Source organism: Agrobacterium sp. H141, from assembly GCF_057158725.1.
In genome coordinates, this window is sequence record NZ_CM169893.1 from 830570 (window position 1) to 842905 (window position 12336).

Consider the following 12336-nt stretch of genomic DNA (forward strand, 5'->3'; position numbering starts at 1 on the left):
GCTCCTAAATTATCCGGTAGAGCGTTTTGTCCCGCTTGATGACATGATGAAGCAGAACGGCACCAATATGCAACGCAAACAGTCCGAAAAGGATCCATGCGCTCGTTGCATGAATGACGGAAAGTGCCCCTGCAATATCCGGCGTCTTGCCGATCGGGCTCCAGACGGGGATGAAACCGAACCACTGCAGCGGAAAGCCGTGCGCATTGGTGGCAAGGAAGCCACTCACTGGCATCAGGATAAGGAAGACATAAAGAAGTCCGTGAACGCTGCCGGCGGCCATACGTTCAAGCATCGGGCCTTCTGAAGGTGGCGCACCGACTGTCAGCTTGGTGCCAATGCGCAAAAGCATGACCCAGAGGACAAGAAAGCCAAGGCTTTCATGGACGAGATAAAAGTCCAGCTTGACCTCGTTCTTGGTGAAACCGATGAATAGGCCCAGCGGCCAGGTGGCAAGAACCAGTAATGCCACGATCCAGTGCAGAATTCTGGAGGCACCGTGATAGCGCTCGCCAGGGGGCAGAGGATGGGGATCGGTCTTATCCGTTGCCGATGTGGCGACATTCACGTTCTCTGACAATTGGCTCTCCATAGTTCTTTGATGATCGCCTCGCTGCCATGGCTGCACAACCGTTAACGGGGCATGCCGCGCTGAAGCGCAGTGTTCGGGCGGTTGACGTTATCTGTGATACAGCTTCTGGTAAATGTCGCTGCGTGCACGATCCTGTGTTTGCGTGCAACTCCAGTCATTTACGCAGCATGCTCAGTCAAGCTGCTTCAAATTCCTTTCTCGATAAGGAAACGACCGACGGTTTCCAGAGCGGTCTTCCAGGCAGGCTCGTGATCGACGAGAATATGGTTGCGGCTTTCGAGCGGCACAAAATGGGCGTCCGGTATTTTATCCGCGACCGCACGTCCAAGCTCGATCGGAATTCTCTGGTCGTATTTGGAATGCAGCACGATTGTCGGGGCTTTGACGTCAGCTAACCGTTCCCGCACGTCGATATAACCAAAGGCGTCCTGAAAACGGGCCGCATTCTTCGGTGAGGTCGTCAGCCGCTGAAACTCGTCAAACCACTGCAGATCGGCGGCGCTCGCCTCGGGCATGAATGTCTGCGAAAATATATGCCGATAGGCGGGGTTGTCGGTACCCCAACCGAGCTCGGTGAGTGTCAAAACGGCCTCGCGTCTCGCCTGTTCTTCCGGTGTGGCAGTATGGCGCCAGCCAGCCTCATAGCCGCTGATCAAAATCAGACCGCTGACCCTTTCGGGATGACGCACGGCATATTCGATGGAGACGGCGCAGCCTTGTGAAATGCCGAGAAGGGGAAAGCGCTCCAGGCCAAGCTTGTCGGCAACCGCCTCCAGATCCTCGACAAAGGCATCGAAGCTGAGGTCGTTCACATCCCAGTCGGACAAGCCGCAGCCACGCTCGTCATAGCGAATGAATGTGCGATCTCTGGCGATGGCTGCAAAACTACGCCCCCAGATGGGGCTCGACCAGTCAAATTCCAGGTGGTTGAGCCAGTTTGCAGCCTTGAGCAGCGGTGGACCAGAGCCCACAGTCGCATAGGCAATCTTGGTGCCGTCTCGCACATCGCAAAAACCGATACGCTGGTTTCTCAGCGCGCTGCCTCTCGCGGAAATGCGTGGGCGTTGTTTCTTCTCGCGCGACGCCGTCGCAGCAGAGATATGCGACGACAACAGCTGTTGATTTAGGGCTTTGTCCGTCAGCCTTGATTGGCTCTGACTGGCGTTGGATTTTTCAAACGCATCAACGCCTTCAGGATCTTCCTCGCGCCAGCGGCGCAGCCATTTCTGAACTGTGATCGCACTGGCTTCGGGGTGAGACACCAAACGCCGCAACACCTCAAAACGAGCGGCACGGGCATCCTCGCGTTCGGCCATCAGCCACGCGTCAAAGCTGTCGTCTCCTGCGCCATCGAGACCGTCCAGCAAAATGCGTTCGAGGTTGCGTGCCATGTCCTCAAGATCCTCCACCGAGATCGGGCCAGCATCCGGACGCAACCGCGAATGAATATTCCTGATGTCGACGTCAACGCCGTCCAGTTGAAAGTTCACCCTTTCCCTGTCAGCCAGAATTCTCAAGGAGTCCGGCGCGTCCACGACCTTTCGCAATTTGCTGAGGGCCCATCGGAGACTTGCCTTGGGGTCATCTGGCAAGTCCCACAGCAGTTCGCATAGGCGCTCGCGCCGATGGGGGCGTCCGGTCGCAACGAGGAAAGAAAGCAAAGCGCGGGCCTTGCGGGACGCCGGCAGGCTGATCTCTCGTCCAGCAGCTGTCACTCGCAGTTCGCCGAGCAGCGAGATCTGAATCTGGTTTCGCATTCACGCCTCAAATCCGTACCACGACGGGTTTCTATTGATTTTATCACGGCCCTTACAACGGTGACAACAACGGTGCAGTGCCACATGGGTTCTGATGAGCCTATTCAAAACAGCGGCATCGCAATTGGTAACCACGTCAATTCTGTGTGTGTGAGCCGCATCTTGCTGTCCAAGCCTGTTCAGCAGCAGAGTTGAAAATACGACATCGACGGTGAGGCGCCTGTGATTTCCATCACAGCGAAGTCGCTCCAATGTCGTTCAGATTAAGTGCGTCGAACGATTTCTGAGCGCAGATGCTCAGAGCTTCGTCTGTCCTTCGCGGCATGAGAAGCGTCTTTTTGTGTTGCCCAATTTCGCGGGGGGTGCCGAGCAGCGGCCAAGATACCCGCCATTTGTCGGAAGGTTCCTCCAGGCCTTCCGACAACTCTTTCCAGAAGCCGATGATTGTCCCCTCGACCTGTGACCTCCAGCACAGGTCGAGGGGACAATATGGGGCTAGAACAGCTGCAGACAACAACACTCTTCTTCATCCGTTCGGGACCGGCACTTGATTGCAAGTCCTTTCTCGAAAGGCACGTCACAACGCATCCATAAGGAATTTTGAAATGGCATCAGTCGATTTAGTCCGGTATTTTGACAGCTTTTACGAGGAGCCTGCTGCGCCTTCGTTGAGTGGAAAATTACGCGAGATGGCGGGCAAGGTCTCTGCCCATTTTCGCGCCCGTCGCGATTATCAGCAGTTGGCGGGCATGCCTGACTATCTGCTGCAAGATGTCGGGATCACGCGCTCCGATGTACTCTCTGCGTTGCGTCGCCAGACAGTATTCTGACAAACTGGCGGCCTTTGACAAACAGACAAGTCAGGGTCGGCTTGAAAGCTGGCCTCGCCGTCATCGTCTTTCTCGTCCTTGCTCCTGTTGCTCCAGAAGTGAAACAATTTCGGCGTGGTGCTGGTCAATATGAGGTGGCGGCCGGTGGAAACGAACCGGGGTGGCCGACATTTTCAGCGGATTTCCGAGCAATCTGACGGTTTCACCATCTGCCTGCTCAAGCTCAACCACCATCTCACGCGCACGGGTGTGCGGGTTGGACAAAACCTGATCGATGGTCGCAACGCGACCTGCTGGGACTTCGGCCGTGAGCAAGCGGGTTTCCCAGTTTTCGGCTGTATCCGTCGCCAGTAGGCGGGTGATGCGCTGGTCCAGCGCGTCGATATTGATCACCCGGTCGCGGTTTCTTCGAAAGCGTAGGTCTTCTGCCATATCAGGCGCATCGATTGCTGCGCAGAAACGCTTGAACTGGGTGTCATTGCCAACGGCGACCGCGATGTCGCCGTCGGCCGTCCTGAAGGTCTGGTAGGGGGCGATGTTCGGGTGTCGATTGCCGATGCGACCCGGTACCTTGCCAGACACCAGATGGTTGGTTGCAGCGTTAATCAGCCAGGCCACCTGGCTGTCGTAGAGTGCCAGATCGATATATTGACCCTCTCCGGTTCGATCGCGATGGCGAAGTGCAGCCAGAATGCCCGTCGTCGCATACATTCCACACATCACGTCGGCGATGCCGAGCCCAACCTTGAGCGGGCGGCCACCGGCACTATCAGGCTCGCCTGTGATGCTCATGATGCCGCCCATGGCTTGAATCAGGAAGTCATAGCCGGTCCGGTCCGCATAGGGGCCTGTCTGGCCAAATCCGGAGATCGCGCACCAGACAATGTCGGGTTTGACCGCCCGGATGTCTTCATAGCCAAGACCGCGTCTGGCAAGGTCGCCGGGTTTGTAGTTCTCGATGACCACGTCAGAAATGGCGACCAGGCGTTTCACCAGATCGACGCCCTCATCTGTTGCGAGATCGATGGCGATGGAGCGCTTGTTTCTGTTGGCCGACAGGAAATATGCGCTCAGGTCACTGTCGCTGCCATCAGGATTTGGGACAAAGGGCGGCCCCCAGCTTCTTGTGTCATCGCCCACGCCCGGTCGTTCGACCTTGATGACGTCGGCACCCAGGTCAGCCAGAAGCTGCGCTGCCGTCGGACCTGCCAGAATTCGGGAGAGGTCGAGAATGCGCAGGCCTTCGAGGCTTGCCGGCGTCCGGGGTTTCTCGACCATTGTCATTTCCTTTTGGTGACGTCCGCCCAAGGTGCGAGCTTGAACCAGCGCACCGCATAGGCGGTGATGATAACGACGCCGAACCCTGCAAGGTTGGCCAGTGCAACCGGCAGCGGGGAGCGCGATGTGTAGTCGAGCGCGATGCCGATAATCTGGGCGAGTACCATGCTTGTGACAAAAACGGCGAGAGATTGCTGTCCAATGACAGAGATCACTCTGACGAGTGGACCGCGCAGATATTTGCCGTTTTTGCCGACGACATTAACTGCGATGTAGCAAAGGGCCAGGAAGTGGACGAAGCGCAATATGCCGAAATGGCTCTTGTTCGTCAGGGGGCCAAGCGCGTTGGCAATCTCGCGCAGCTCAGGATACCAGTCGAGCGTGCGATACCAGGCAAAGGGGATGGTTGCAAAAACCAGGACAAGGGCCAGCACCATGAGCCATGGGTTGAAACCGGGCGCAGGAATGGTCTTTCGCATCAGGAAAAAGCCGCTGAAAAACAGAAGTTGCCAGCCGAACGGATCGAAAAACCATTCCCTGTTCGACCATGGCTCGGCCGGGAAATGCGGATAACCGAATTGGGTGGCGAGCCAAATCCCGATCATCAGGCCGATGGGCAAAGCGGCATGCACCCGCTCTGCCATCAGCATCATGGGTAGCAACGCCAGAATGACCATATACATCGGCAGGATGTCGAAATAGTTCGGCACATAAGTGAGGGTCAGCAGAGAGGCCAGCAGGGCCGCAGGGTTTTCGACGAAGGGGATCAGGTTCAGCGTTCCAAGATAGTTGGCACCGTCAGGCCGTGTTCCGGCAAACGACATCAGCGCCACAACCGTGACGAAGACGCAGATATGCGCCCAGTAGATCTGCCAGATGCGGTGCAGGATGCGGCCTGTCAGGGCCAGCAAACCTTGCCGGTCGAAGAGCGTGCCAAAGGCAAGCGCGGAGGCCATGCCGGACTGAAAGACGAACATTTCAGTGGCATCGGAGAAGCCGAAGCGGGCAGGTATCCAGAGAGCCCAGGGATCATTCGGAACATGCGCCAGCAAAATGATGAGCATGCCGATGCCGCGGAAGAAGTCGAGCCGGGGATCGCGTGGACGGCGTGTCGGCTTGTTCTGGCTGAGTGTTGCTTCAGAATGCGCCGTCATAGGCCCTTGCGTCGAATCTGCAGCAGATAAGGGAGAAGCCGTCTCGGGCTGTGGTCGCTGCAAGCGCGTCACGAAGTTCATGCTTTGTCTCCACATTGATACCGTTGCCGCCAAAGCCTTGAGCAACCGCTGCAAAATCTGTTTTTCCGAGCTTCACACCTTCTGACGCAAGCTGAGCGGATGCCTGTTTCAATGCGATCAGCGCGAGGCTCTCGTCCTGGAACAGAACAATTGTGATCGGCAGGCCGAGATCGCGCAGGGTCGCCAGTTCGCCGATGCCCATTTCCAGTCCGCCATCGCCCATCACCGCAAAAACACGCTTCCCGGGGGCGACGGCGGCCACACCTATTGCCAGGGGCAGGGCGGCTGCCATGGTGCAAAAGCCTGCGGATTGAAGGAGTGTCAGCGGCCGCTTTGCTATCCATTTCTGAGATAGCAGAATGCGGTGCGCGCCACTGTCGACTGTGACGATCGCGTTCGCGCCTGCTTGAGCCTGCAGCACATCGACAATGGCATGCGGACCCCAGGCGTCGGATGTCGCGAAGGCGGAAGCAAGTTCTGCCCTCAGTCTTTGCGGCTCTGCATTTGCCCATGTATTGCGAGTGGAAAGTGTCTCGTTCAGGGCGCCGAGATAGGAGCGGATATCGGCGATGATGCGTGTTGCGGGGTGGTGCATGGCGTGATCGGCAGGGGTGGAGGTTATCTCCACCAGCTTTTCGGTATCATTGACAAAATCGAGCCAGCCCAACCGCATCTCGATCGGATCATAGCCGATGGCAAGCACGAGATCGGCATCATTGATCACCGGCAGCAGCATCGCATCGGCCCTCGGCGAGAGACCGGCGCCGCCAAGGGCGAGGGGATGATCTTCCGATATCAGCCCCTTGGCCTTGTAGGTGGTGATGACGGGCGCACCGATCTTTTCGGCCAGCGCCGACAGTTCCGTTTCGACTCCACTGCGAGCTGCTTCAAAGCCCGCGATGATGATCGGTCGCTCGGCTCTGTGAATACGGTTCCGCAATGCATCGATTGCAGGGTCGCTCGCGGAAATTCGGGGGTGAAGGACAGTTGGCGGCGCGATTGCCTTCTGCTTGCCGGAAGCCATGGCGGCCGATGCTGGAGAGAGGTCGAGGTGGACCGGGCCCATGGGATGGGTGCAGGCGATGGCGAGTGCGCGGGCGATTGTGGAAGCTGCACTTTCCGGCTCGATTTCGAAAGATGCCTTCACCAGCGGTCTGAGCATCTGTGCGTGGTCAATCACCTGATGGGTATAGCGGGCGCGCGTCGGTCGGTCGACAATGCCGGAAATGACGATCAGCGGAACATGCTCCTGCGCTGCATCGGCAATCCCGTTGACTGCATTTGCTAGGCCCGGGCCGACGGTCGTGACCAGCAGTTGAGGGCGACCGGAGATCACGCTTGCGCCGGCTGCCATGATGGCCGCTGCCGTTTCGTGGCGGGCGAGATGAAAGTGGATGCCAGCAGTGACCAGTCCATCGATCAAGGTGACCACTTCGCCACCGGGCATGCCAAAGGCTTCCGTGACGCCGTGATTGCGCAATGTGCGGGCGACTACATCGGCTACCCGGTCCAACTTCGTCGTAAGATCCATTGTGTTCATTCAATTCTTGCCTTCACTCGGGAAAACCGATCGTCGTCAGCCCTGCGCCCAGAAGGTCGTCCCGAACAGTATGGCCGCCGCCATGAATGCATAGGGCGCTGTTTCCACGCAGACACGGCGCCACGTCACATTCGATGCCGTCTAGCATCGTCTTGTGAGCCTCGGTCATGTCGCACTCAGCCCGTTCGCGATAGATTGCGACGCTCTCATAGGTATTGCCCTGGCGACTGTTTGGACCGATTGCGCGCCCTTTCAAAGGAAATGTGCGGTCGGCTGTGCCGTGGAAATGAACCATCGGCGGGAGTTTCGCCACGCAATCTTCCGGACTTGGCAATGGGTCCCAAAAGACGCCTGAAAAGGTCACCATGCCCGCTACCCTCTCCCCCTGCTGACAGGCCGTATACCAGGCCATGGATGCGCCAATCGAGAAGCCGCCAATGACGGTGTTGTTTGCCGTAAAGCCAAATTTTTGATCGAGATCGTAAAGGACGGCTGCGATGAAGCGGGTTTCGTTGCGACCGTTACCGGGCGAATTTGGAAAGGCCCAGTTGCCGTTCACACCATCGATCGCAACAAATGCGAGGTGATGGGCATGTGCCATGTCGATCAACTGGCGATGCTTCATCTGCGCTTTCGCCGATGACTTGTAGCCGTGAAAGAAGACGTAGACGCCTCTCGTGTCGCCATCCTTTGGCAATTCTATTCGATAGTCGCCACCATTCACCTGGCACGGCACATCGCCGCCGCAGAGCGCGGCGGCGAGTGCTGATGATGCGGTTGCCAGTGTCACGAGAAGCAAACACAAGCGCAAAAGCATGGAACCTCCTGTGTTTGCAAAATTTGCAGACACCGTAGCCGCTTGTTGATCACTTGCCAAAGGCGCGAATGACAAATGCCACCACGACCCCGAAAATGACATGGCCGACCAACGACGCCCAGGTGAGGGGAATAAAGCCCAGAAATGCCGGGAAGCCGGCGAGCAAATGCGCCATGACATAGAGCGCGAATACCCACAGGCCAATGCCGAAACCAATGCCGGTCAACAGCAATGGCAATCCGGGCACGATCAGGCGCTGCAATGGTCGGGCAATGAAGAGGTAGCCGATCGGGTAGAAGATAATGCCGACCATGGCGTGAATGAGTTCTGCCAAAAGAAGATTGTTGAAGCCGAAAACGGATTGCACGAGCCCTGCGGGTTCAAGAGGCCCACCGACCCAGAGCGGCGTGATGAGCCTTGCCCATATTTCCCATGCAATATCGGCGGAAAGACCCGCTGCCAAAATGGCCTTGAACAGGCCGGGCTCGATTGCCGGAAATGCCGGCGACTTTTCCATCGTCATCATATTCATCTGCTTACCCCTCTCTCAATGGTTGGCGTCAGGCCGACAGGCTCATGACGGCGGTTTGTTGAATGGATCTGAACAGTCTATCTTCCACCTTCAGGTGGCGGCGTAGCTGGCCGATATGCGAGACGCCTGCACTGTCGCCATTGCTGCCGACGGCCTGGGCAAGTGCAAGTACGAAGAAGTCGCGCTGGGCATTGCTGCCGCCAACTTTGGGCAGGTTGATCATCATGCGATCCAGAACCTGACGATCTGCCGGTGTTCCAAGACCCGCCAGCATACGTGCCATCGGCACACCGATTTCGGCCGCCACACGCGATTGATCGCCGGTGCCGCTTGCCTTGTTTTCAATAGCGTCCACCAAGTCGGATGCGCCATCTCGATCGCCAACGGCGATCAGGGCGGTGAGATTGTGGAGAGCTGCAAAGATCAATGTCGTGTCACGGCTGCGCGTGCGGGCGATCTCTGCCAGATCCTTCCAGCGCGAGCCAACATGGACGCCGACCTGATTGAGCCGCCAGAGCAGCGAGACCGCATTGGCCATATCGCGGAAATCGTCCGTCTGTTGCGGGCGTACCTCGTCATCGTAGATCTGCAGTACTCGATCATGGTCGCCGCGTTCGAGATGGAGAAGGGCGAGGTGCCAGGCCATATGGAAGGAAAAGTTGTTGCAACGGGTCCATTCCGTGCGGCTGCTTTCCAGCCAGTCGATGCCATCTTGTGTTTGTCCGCGCATCTCGAAGACATGGGAGACGGCATGAAGACCCCAGGAATCATCCGGCTGCAGATCCACTGCCCGGTAGCCGGCGGATAGCGCTTCGTCATAACGGCCTTTCTCCTCAAGCGAGAAGGCAAGGCAGCCGAAAATGAAACCGGCGCCGGGATTGGAGGGGGAGAGGTGTTTAACTGCACGCGTGCCCGCAGCCAGCATGCCGTCGCTGTCTCCCAGCATAAATCGCAAGGAATGGGATAGCTTGAACGGGAGGAAGGTTGCTGGCTTGTCAGCAAATCCGGCATCAAGACGGTCGATTGCCTGGACGAAGGAGCCGGCTTCTGCCGCTTCCAGCGCATGTACGAGAATACGTTCGTCTTCGGTGCCGCCATTGCGCTTGGCCAATGCTTTGCGGGCATCGGCGAGTGCTGCAGTGGCGTTCGGGGACAATTCGGAGCGCGCAAGAACGAGATTGGCAAAACCCTTCAAAGCATGAGCCGCAACATGATCGGGATCGGCGCGCAGCGTAGCCTGCAATGCCGCACCGGTGTTCGGTCGGTGTGTCGCGAGGCCATACACGGCATCTTCGAATGCCCGCACAGATTCGGCTTTGTCTGTGCTGGTCGTCAACTCATAGGCGTCGCGCTGCATGATATTCTCCCCTTCAGCTGACCCGGGCAATTGCCGCCGGAGCCATGACATCGGTCGAGTGCCGATATGCAGCAGTACGGGGCATGCCGATCATTCGTTACAGCGGCTGCCGTTTTTTCAGGACGGGGATTCATAAATTAGCAGGAATGCCGAAATGCAGGCGCATGACTGTAACATTTCAGAGCGCGCGCGCGAATAGGAGCCGAGGGACGCAGTGCGGCTGCGGGATTTGTCGGGAAACAGAGTATGGCTTTGACACGCATCGGCACTTCATCGCAGTCCGTTGACCAGCACGCCACAGAGCGTGCGTTTGCTCCCGCGCCGTCGGCCGTTCCTGATGCGCAGCCGATTGCGGCAGAACAGCTTTCCATTCACCTTCCTGTCGGAAGTCTGGTCAAGGTCCGCGGTCGCGGACATCTTTCGAATGCGACGCCATCCTGCGTGATGGAATTTGTCGTCAGGCGGATAGACCAAGGCAAGTCCCTGCTCCTGCAGCCCGCCAATGTCGCGGCCCTCGAAACAACCTTGCGACCGGTTTCAGGTGCCGTCATGATGGTTCAGCGGGGAAAGGAGTTTGAGGTGCAACTCTGGGGGCAGATCCGTGCGAATCCGCTTGATGGCGTTTTTCTCCACCTTTCGCTCTGGCATCTCTATCCACTTTAACGAGGCGACATGTATCTCTACCTGAAAGCCGCCCATGTTATTGCGCTCGCCACATTTATCGGTGGTCTTATTCTGCTTGGGCTTACGTTGAGGGTTGTCGGACTAGAACGACATGCAGACGGCACCAGAAGCTTTGGGGCTACCGTTCTCAAATGGGATGGTTACATCACCGCGCCGGCCTTGGCTGTCGTTTGGATTGTCGGTATTGCCATGGTGTTCGGGGGCGGTTGGGAGACATCCGCCTGGTTTCTCGCCAAGCTGCCATTGGTGATCTTTCTGTCAGGGTTACATTCGGCATCGGGTGCTGCACTCAAGCGGACCATTGCAACAGAGGGCGAGGTCTCGTTTTTCTTTCGCCACACGGCAGTCTGGACGCTTTTGGCATTTTCGATCATTGCCGTCCTGGCTGTAGCCAAACCGATATAAGATGGTCATGATTGCCCTGTGCTGCCGGACCACCGTCGGCAAAAAAACTTCGAGACCTTGTAACAATTCCGGCCTTTTACCCGAATGACCACACATGGAATGATGCAGTCGGACCGCGAACGACACTGGGCGGATATGATGCGTGCCTCGCTGGAAGGCGACGCGCAGGCCTATCGCAACCTGTTGATCGCGATCACACCGCATCTGCGTTCAATGGCGCTGAGGCGCTGTGCGCAGTACGGGGTTGCGGCAAGCGAGGCGGAAGATGTGGTCCAGGAAGTGCTTTTAACGATCCACCTCAAGCGAACGAGCTGGGATGCCGACCGAAAGCTCGGTCCGTGGCTCGCCGCGATCACGCGCAACAAGCTGATTGATTTTCTCAGGCGTCGCGGGCGGCATGTCAGCATTCCGATCGAGGATGTGGAAGCAACACTCTGTGTCGATGAAGGTTCTGCCACGACTGACCGGATGGACGTGGAGAAAGTTCTCGGCAATCTGCGTGAGCCGCAGCGAACCATTGTCCATTCCATTTCTGTGGAAGGTGCCAGCGTGCGGGACACGGCTGAGCGGCTGAATATGAGCGAGGTGGCTGTCAGAGTTTCATTGCACCGGGCGCTAAAGGCGCTTTCAGCCCTTTACCGGAGCATTTGAGATGAAGACGAACGATCTGATCGAGCTCATCGCCCAGGATCTTCATCCAAGGCTGCCCTTTGGGACCATGCTTCGTCAAACGGCCTTGATTGGTGTTTCAATCGCGGCATTGGCGTTTTTCGCCTTTATCGGTTTTCGTGCGGATATCGGCAGTGCCCTGCAAACCGGACGCTTCCTGTTCAAGTTTGTCGTGACGTTGGCTTTGGTGGTTTCGGCCTGGCTGCTTTTCAAGCGAGTTGGCAGGCCCGGTGTGCCGCTGACGCAGGTCTACTGGGTACTGCTGTTGCCACTGGCGCTACTTGGTGTTGGAGCCATTGCCGAAGTCTCGAATTTGCCGTCGGATGCCTGGATGAGCAGTGCGGTCGGCACGAATGCGGGTGATTGCCTGTTCATTATTCCGCTGTTGTCTATCGGACCGCTGGCCTGCCTCTTATACGGACTGCGGCAGGGCGCTGCTGAGAATGCAGGCAAGGCTGGTTTTGTTGCCGGTCTTCTGGCAGCGGGCATGGCCGCGACGTTCTATGCGGCCAACTGTGATGATGACAGTCCGCTGTTTGTCCTGACATGGTATCCGCTGGCCACGGCGATTGTCGGGTCCATGGGCTATTTCGCCGGAAGGGCTGTCCTTCGCTGGTAGGGATTGGCTAGCGAATACGCA

13 protein-coding genes are annotated in these 12336 nt (G+C 57.6%); 5 read left to right on the forward strand and 8 right to left on the reverse strand.

All coding sequences use genetic code 11. The features are described 5' to 3' along the window. Nucleotides 1-4: 4 nt before the first annotated feature. Together ACWPM9_RS03695 and ACWPM9_RS03700 are read right to left on the reverse strand one after the other, a co-directional pair. Nucleotides 5-580 carry a cytochrome b gene (locus tag ACWPM9_RS03695; protein WP_484756793.1) on the reverse strand — a complete coding sequence of 192 codons (576 nt, stop codon included), beginning with the start codon at nucleotides 578-580 and terminating at the stop codon, nucleotides 5-7. Nucleotides 581-777: 197 nt separating this feature from the next. Then, nucleotides 778-2349 carry a bifunctional AfsR/SARP family transcriptional regulator/alpha/beta hydrolase gene (locus ACWPM9_RS03700; RefSeq protein WP_484756794.1) on the reverse strand — a complete coding sequence of 524 codons (1572 nt, stop codon included), beginning with the start codon at nucleotides 2347-2349 and terminating at the stop codon, nucleotides 778-780. 605 nt (nucleotides 2350-2954) lie between these two features. On the opposite strand from ACWPM9_RS03700, the gene ACWPM9_RS03705 reads away from it, so the two are divergent. Further along, nucleotides 2955-3179: a DUF1127 domain-containing protein gene (locus tag ACWPM9_RS03705; RefSeq protein WP_484756795.1), complete on the forward strand. Its 225-nt coding sequence runs from the start codon at nucleotides 2955-2957 to the stop codon at nucleotides 3177-3179. A gap of 60 nt (nucleotides 3180-3239) precedes the next feature. Here ACWPM9_RS03705 and ACWPM9_RS03710 read toward each other — a convergent pair whose 3' ends face one another. Genes ACWPM9_RS03710 through ACWPM9_RS03735 form a run of 6 tightly spaced genes read right to left on the reverse strand, consistent with a single transcriptional unit; the run spans nucleotide 3240 to nucleotide 9938 of the window. After that, nucleotides 3240-4457: a CaiB/BaiF CoA transferase family protein gene (locus ACWPM9_RS03710; RefSeq protein ID WP_484756796.1), complete on the reverse strand. Its 1218-nt coding sequence runs from the start codon at nucleotides 4455-4457 to the stop codon at nucleotides 3240-3242. Nucleotides 4458-4459: 2 nt separating this feature from the next. Next, nucleotides 4460-5611, reverse strand: coding sequence for an OpgC family protein (locus tag ACWPM9_RS03715; protein WP_484756797.1), 1152 nt, complete (start codon nucleotides 5609-5611; stop codon nucleotides 4460-4462). Then, the gene (locus ACWPM9_RS03720; RefSeq protein ID WP_484756798.1) at nucleotides 5595-7223 is read right to left on the reverse strand and encodes a thiamine pyrophosphate-binding protein; all 1629 of its coding nucleotides are present in this window, start codon (nucleotides 7221-7223) and stop codon (nucleotides 5595-5597) included. The genes ACWPM9_RS03715 and ACWPM9_RS03720 overlap by 17 nt, the downstream gene beginning before the upstream one ends. A 22-nt stretch (nucleotides 7224-7245) precedes the next feature. Continuing rightward, nucleotides 7246-8049 (reverse strand): CE1 family esterase, encoded by an 804-nt coding sequence (locus ACWPM9_RS03725; protein ID WP_484756799.1) that lies wholly within the window; start codon nucleotides 8047-8049, stop codon nucleotides 7246-7248. 49 nt (nucleotides 8050-8098) lie between these two features. Beyond that, on the reverse strand, nucleotides 8099-8581 hold the full coding sequence (locus tag ACWPM9_RS03730; protein WP_428187606.1) for a hypothetical protein: 483 nt from the start codon (nucleotides 8579-8581) through the stop codon (nucleotides 8099-8101). A gap of 28 nt (nucleotides 8582-8609) precedes the next feature. Next, complete coding sequence (locus tag ACWPM9_RS03735) at nucleotides 8610-9938, reverse strand: tetratricopeptide repeat protein (RefSeq protein ID WP_484756800.1); 1329 nt, start codon at nucleotides 9936-9938, stop codon at nucleotides 8610-8612. A 246-nt stretch (nucleotides 9939-10184) separates the two neighbouring features. Here ACWPM9_RS03735 and ACWPM9_RS03740 point away from each other — a divergent pair, with 246 nt between their 5' ends. From ACWPM9_RS03740 to ACWPM9_RS03755, 4 genes are all read left to right on the forward strand, one after another. Continuing rightward, entirely contained in the window at nucleotides 10185-10601 is a 417-nt protein-coding gene (locus tag ACWPM9_RS03740) for a hypothetical protein (RefSeq protein ID WP_484756801.1), read from the forward strand. Nucleotides 10602-10610: 9 nt separating this feature from the next. Beyond that, a complete protein-coding gene (locus ACWPM9_RS03745; RefSeq protein WP_484756802.1) occupies nucleotides 10611-11027 on the forward strand; it encodes a CopD family protein in 417 nt (138 codons plus the stop codon). 99 nt (nucleotides 11028-11126) lie between these two features. Beyond that, a complete protein-coding gene (locus ACWPM9_RS03750) occupies nucleotides 11127-11678 on the forward strand; it encodes a sigma-70 family RNA polymerase sigma factor (protein WP_428187979.1) in 552 nt (183 codons plus the stop codon). A gap of 1 nt (nucleotide 11679) precedes the next feature. Then, on the forward strand, nucleotides 11680-12315 hold the full coding sequence (locus ACWPM9_RS03755; RefSeq protein ID WP_484756803.1) for an NrsF family protein: 636 nt from the start codon (nucleotides 11680-11682) through the stop codon (nucleotides 12313-12315). Nucleotides 12316-12336: the final 21 nt, after the last annotated feature.

Bases quoted from the DNA above. Each gene is read 5' to 3' on its own strand.
- ACWPM9_RS03700 (WP_484756794.1), bottom strand. From the start codon at position 2,349: ATGCGAAACCAGATTCAGATCTCGCTGCTCGGCGAACTGCGAGTGACA.
- ACWPM9_RS03705 (WP_484756795.1), top strand. From the start codon at position 2,955: ATGGCATCAGTCGATTTAGTCCGGTATTTTGACAGCTTTTACGAGGAG.
- ACWPM9_RS03710 (WP_484756796.1), bottom strand. From the start codon at position 4,457: ATGGTCGAGAAACCCCGGACGCCGGCAAGCCTCGAAGGCCTGCGCATT.
- ACWPM9_RS03715 (WP_484756797.1), bottom strand. From the start codon at position 5,611: ATGACGGCGCATTCTGAAGCAACACTCAGCCAGAACAAGCCGACACGC.
- ACWPM9_RS03720 (WP_484756798.1), bottom strand. From the start codon at position 7,223: ATGGATCTTACGACGAAGTTGGACCGGGTAGCCGATGTAGTCGCCCGC.
- ACWPM9_RS03725 (WP_484756799.1), bottom strand. From the start codon at position 8,049: ATGCTTTTGCGCTTGTGTTTGCTTCTCGTGACACTGGCAACCGCATCA.
- ACWPM9_RS03730 (WP_428187606.1), bottom strand. From the start codon at position 8,581: ATGAATATGATGACGATGGAAAAGTCGCCGGCATTTCCGGCAATCGAG.
- ACWPM9_RS03735 (WP_484756800.1), bottom strand. From the start codon at position 9,938: ATGCAGCGCGACGCCTATGAGTTGACGACCAGCACAGACAAAGCCGAA.
- ACWPM9_RS03740 (WP_484756801.1), top strand. From the start codon at position 10,185: ATGGCTTTGACACGCATCGGCACTTCATCGCAGTCCGTTGACCAGCAC.
- ACWPM9_RS03745 (WP_484756802.1), top strand. From the start codon at position 10,611: ATGTATCTCTACCTGAAAGCCGCCCATGTTATTGCGCTCGCCACATTT.
- ACWPM9_RS03750 (WP_428187979.1), top strand. From the start codon at position 11,127: ATGATGCAGTCGGACCGCGAACGACACTGGGCGGATATGATGCGTGCC.
- ACWPM9_RS03755 (WP_484756803.1), top strand. From the start codon at position 11,680: ATGAAGACGAACGATCTGATCGAGCTCATCGCCCAGGATCTTCATCCA.